The organism is Sphingomonas yabuuchiae, assembly GCF_001477495.1.
In the GTDB taxonomy this organism is placed as follows: Bacteria; Pseudomonadota; Alphaproteobacteria; order Sphingomonadales; family Sphingomonadaceae; genus Sphingomonas; species Sphingomonas yabuuchiae_A.
Map to the genome: position 1 here is coordinate 1 of NZ_LDTF01000110.1, position 4,627 is coordinate 4,627.

At 67.0% G+C, this 4,627-nt stretch carries 4 protein-coding genes; 2 read left to right on the forward strand and 2 right to left on the reverse strand.

Annotation, left to right across the window (positions count from 1 at the left end; all coding sequences use genetic code 11):
* Positions 1–2,149, reverse strand: a 2,149-nt coding sequence (locus NS355_RS16705) for a TonB-dependent receptor (protein WP_209445125.1), incomplete at its 3' end; no start/stop codon positions are given.
* Positions 2,150–2,394: 245 nt separating this feature from the next.
* On the opposite strand from NS355_RS16705, the gene rfbB reads away from it, so the two are divergent.
* The gene (gene rfbB / locus NS355_RS16710) at positions 2,395–3,480 is read left to right on the forward strand and encodes a dTDP-glucose 4,6-dehydratase (protein WP_058746716.1); all 1,086 of its coding nucleotides are present in this window, start codon (positions 2,395–2,397) and stop codon (positions 3,478–3,480) included.
* A 9-nt stretch (positions 3,481–3,489) separates the two neighbouring features.
* The gene (gene rfbA / locus NS355_RS16715; RefSeq protein WP_058746717.1) at positions 3,490–4,419 is read left to right on the forward strand and encodes a glucose-1-phosphate thymidylyltransferase RfbA; all 930 of its coding nucleotides are present in this window, start codon (positions 3,490–3,492) and stop codon (positions 4,417–4,419) included.
* Between the two features lie 4 nt (positions 4,420–4,423).
* Here the strand turns inward: rfbA and NS355_RS16720 are convergent.
* Positions 4,424–4,627, reverse strand: a 204-nt coding sequence (locus NS355_RS16720) for a tyrosine-protein phosphatase (RefSeq protein ID WP_167345484.1), incomplete at its 5' end; no start/stop codon positions are given.

Genomic DNA, 4,627 nt, shown 5'->3' on the forward strand with positions numbered 1-4,627 from the left:
GCTTCAGGTCGGGATTGCCGAACTCGACGCGCACCGTGTTGCCCTCGCTCGTCTCCAGCACGCGCGGGGCGATCTGCGGGAAGTTGGGGCGGTTGATCGCGCGGCTCAGCGCGGCGCGCAGGATCAGGTTGGGCGTGAAGGCCTGGCGCAGCGTCAGGTTCGGGAAGAAATCGGCATAGCCGTTGCGCCCCCGCGCCGTCGTCACCGCGCCGGTGCGCGAGACGCTGGGAGCCTGGCTCTCGAAATCGGTGGTCTCGACGCGCAGGCCCGCGACCAGCGTCGTGCCGTCCTTCACATATTTCGCCATGCCGAACAGGCCGAGGATCTTCTCCTCGGCGACATAATCGGCGGTCAGCGACTGCGGCAGGCGGCGCTGCGACGCGGCCTTGGTCGCATCGAAATAGGCATCGGCCAGCCCGGTGTCGAAACGCCGGCCCAGATCATAGTTGAAGTTGCGCGATTCCTCGTCGGATAGCAGCCCGGCCAGGCTCTGCGTCGGCGCGGCGGTCGCGCGACGGTCGCGGAACCGCTCCTCATCGGCGTTGATATGCCGTTCGCGATATTTGCCGCCGGTCGAGAAGGTCACGAAATCGCCGACCGGCAGGTCGGAACGAACCGCCACGGTCAGCTCGTCATTCTTGGTCGTGTTCGACCGATAGGCATTTTCCTGAAAGGCGAAGGTGCCGAGCTGGAGATGCTCCTTGCTCTGGAACAGCGAATAGCTGGGCAGGTCGGCATTGCTGAAGTCATAGGACAGCGTCGGGCGCAGCGTCGAGCGGAACAGCAGTTCGTCGCGGCGCGGATAGGTCTGCGAGCTTTCGCTATAGGCCACGTCGGCGCGGATCGTGCCTTCGCCCAGCCGCTGCTCGATGCCCGCCGTCGCCGACCAGATCTCGTTCACCTGCTTGCGGTGGCGGACCTGCTTTTCGATACGGGTGTTGCGATAGGTCGCGGTGCGGTCGGTCGATCCGGCCTGCAGCGCGCCATCGCTCCACAATATGCCGATACGATCGCGGAATTCGTCATCCTCGAACCGGGCATAGGTGCCGCGCACCCAGGCATGGGTCGCATCGGAGGGGCGCCATTCGAACGCACCGGTGCCCGCGATCCGCTGGCGCTTGGTGTCGTAATCCTTGAACAGCGTCTCGGTCACGCGCGGGCCGTTGGCGGTCTCGGTCCAGGTGTTCTCGACATTGTCGGGGCGGCGATGGGTGCGCGAATAGCTGCCCGAGAAGAGCAGGCCGAACTGGCGATCCGGGCCGAAGGTGTCGCTGACCGCGGCCGATCCGCGATAGTCGCTGCCCTTGCCATATTGGTTGTAGCTGGCGCCCGCCATGCCGGTCAGCGCAAAGCCCTTGCGGTCGAAGGGCGAGCGGGTGGTGATGTTGACCGCGCCCGCGATCGAGTCCGCATCCTGATAGGGGAGCAGCGACTTGGTCACTTCCAGATTGGCGACGATGTCGGAGGGCAGCGTATCGAGGTCGACTGCGCGCGTCGTCGGGTCGACCGAGGGGATCTGGATGCCGTCGACCGAGACGGCCGACCATTCGGACGGCGCGCCGCGCACGTTGATATAGCGGCCCTCGCCCTGGTCGCGCTCGATGCCGACGCCGGGCGCGCGCTGGAGCGCCTCGGCGATATTGGGATCGGGGAAGCGGCCGATCGCATCCGACGAGATGATGGTGACGGTGTTGTCGGCGGTCCGCTGCTGGTTGAGTGCGCGCGCGGTATTGTCGAGCAGCGAGGCACCGGTCACGACGATGTCGCCCGGCTCGCCGCTGGCGGCGTGCAGGGTCAGCGAGATCGGACGGCCTCGCTCGGCCGCAGCCACCACGCGGGTGACGGGCGGGCGGCCGAGATAGTCGATCAGCAGCGTGACGTCGCCCGCTTCCTCGGGCGTGATGACGCTGAATTCGCCCTGGAGATTGGTCGTCGCCTGCGCGCCCGTCCCTTCTACCACGACGCGCGCACCGGGCAGCGCGACGCCGGTGGCGTCATAGATGCGCCCCGACAGGATCGGCCCCGAAGCGGGCACGCCCGCGGTCGCGGTCGCATCATCCGCCATGGCCAGCGCGGGCGCGCCGGCCAGACCCAAGGCGATGAGAGAAACCCCCGCGAGACCGCGGAAGCCGGAACGGACGATGTGCATGATGGTCCCCTTGGGCGCTTGGTCGTGCCGACGCCCCCCGGCGCCGGTCGTTACCGCCCCCGTGGCCGGGGTTTGTTACGATGCGATGTTAGGTCGATGACTGGTTGATGACGCAGGCGTCACACTCGATTGAGCCAAGCTGGGGCGGCCGTGCAAAAAGTTTCGGGTGGCGGTGGGGAGCAATTGGCGGCATCCCTTCGCTTCCCGGTCGTGTGATCGACCCCTAACCGGATGACAGCCACGCCATGCGCATTCTCGTGACCGGAGGGGCCGGCTTCATCGGGTCGGCGCTGGTCCGCCATCTGATCCGCAACACCGCGCACGAGGTGCTGAACCTCGATGCCCTGACCTATGCCGGGACACTGAGCGCACTGGCGCCGGTGGCAGACGACCCGCGCTATCGCTTCGTGCGGGCGGATGTGCGCGATGCCGTCGCGGTGACCCGGGCGATCCGCGAATTCCGGCCCCAGGTCATCACCCATCTGGCGGCGGAGAGCCATGTCGATCGCTCGCTCGACGGGCCTGCCGCCTTTGTCGAGACCAACGTTCTTGGCACCTTCCAGATGTTGAACGCGGCCCGGGCCTATTGGCAGGGTCTGGAGCTGACGGAACAGGCGGCGTTTCGCTTCCACCATATCTCGACCGACGAGGTGTTCGGTTCGCTGGGCGAAACCGGGCTGTTCACCGAAACGACGCCCTATGATCCGCGCTCGCCCTATTCGGCGAGCAAGGCGGCGTCCGATCACCTCGTCAGCGCCTGGGGCCATAGCTATGGCCTGCCGGTGATCGTCACCAACTGCTCGAACAATTACGGCCCCTATCACTTCCCCGAGAAGATGATCCCGCTGATGATCGTCAAGGCGCTCGCCGGGGAAACCCTGCCCGTCTATGGCCGGGGCGAGAATGTGCGCGACTGGCTGTTCGTCGAGGATCATGTCCGCGCGCTCCAGATCGTGTTCGAACGCGGGGAGCCGGGGCGCCGCTACAATATCGGCGGTCATGCGGAGCGGCGGAACATCGATGTGGTGCACACGCTCTGCGCCCTTCTCGACCGCCTGCGTCCCCGCCCCGACGGCGCATCCTATGTCGAGCAGGTCGGCTTCGTCACCGATCGCCCCGGCCACGACCTGCGCTACGCGATCGACGCCACCCGCATCCGCGCCGAACTGGGCTGGGTGCCGCAGGAGAGTTTCGAAAGCGGCCTGGAAAAGACCGTGCGCTGGTATCTCGCCAACGAGGACTGGTGGCGGCCGCTGATCGCCCAGGGCGGCGCCGACCAGCGGCGGGGGCTCGGCCTATCGCCTAACCTATTGTTCAGCGAACCGCGTTAGGATGATGCCATGAAGGGCATCATCCTGGCAGGCGGCACCGGCACGCGGCTTCATCCGGCGACGCTGGTCGTCAACAAGCAGCTTCTGCCCGTCTACGACAAGCCGATGATCTATTACCCGCTGTCGACGCTGATGCTGGCGGGGATTCGTGAAATCCTGATCATCTCCAGCCCGGATTGCCTGGCCCATTATCGCACTCTGTTCGGGGACGGCAGCGCGCTCGGCCTGACGATCGCCTATGCCGAGCAGCCGCGCCCCGAGGGGCTACCCCAGGCGTTCACGATCGGGCGCGACTGGCTGGCCGGAGCGCCCGCCATGCTGGTGCTGGGCGACAATATCTTCTTCGGCAACGGCCTGGGCCCGATGCTGCGCCGCGCGGTCGCCGGGGTGGAGGCGGGGGGCGGCGCGACCGTCTTTTCCTACCGCGTCGAGGATCCCCGGCGCTACGGCGTCATCGCGTTCGACGCGCAGGGGTGCGCCGTCTCGATCGAGGAAAAGCCCGACCAGCCCCGCTCTCCCTATGCGATGACGGGGCTTTATCTGTTCGACGAGACGGTGTGCGACCATGCCGCGACGCTGGCCCCCTCCCCTCGCGGCGAGTTGGAGATCACCGATCTTGCGCGGCGCTACATGGATGCGGGGATGCTCCGCGTCGAAGCGATGGGACGCGGCTTCGCCTGGCTCGACACCGGCACCCATGACAGCCTGTTGGAGGCGGCGGAGTTCGTCCGCACGATTCAGCACCGCCAAGGCATCCAGATCGCCTGCTTGGAAGAAATCGCCTATCTACAGGGCTTCATATCCCGCGAACAGGCCGAGACGCGCGGCCGCGCGCTCGCCAAGACCGCCTATGGTCGCGCGATCCTGACCGCCATCGAGGACTCCCCCGCGCCGCTGCCGCAAGGCGAACGGCGCAAGGGAGATCGGCGGCAGGGGTGAGCGATCACCCCTTTGTCAGGTACAGCGCCCGCAGCTTGGCGATCTTGGCCGCGTCCAGACCCAGTTCGTCCTTCAGATACCCCATCGTCCCGCCGGGATGGCGGTCGGTCACGGCGAACACCGCGTCGATATAGCGGCGGTCGACCCCGGCGAAGGTGCGGGCGGCCTCAGGAGACAGCGTCGCCCAGAAACCGGTCGGGTGGGCGGG

What these genes read in the sequence shown, in the direction of transcription:
- rfbB (WP_058746716.1), top strand. Translation starts at nt 2,395, where the DNA reads ATGCGCATTCTCGTGACCGGAGGGGCCGGCTTCATCGGGTCGGCGCTG.
- rfbA (WP_058746717.1), top strand. Translation starts at nt 3,490, where the DNA reads ATGAAGGGCATCATCCTGGCAGGCGGCACCGGCACGCGGCTTCATCCG.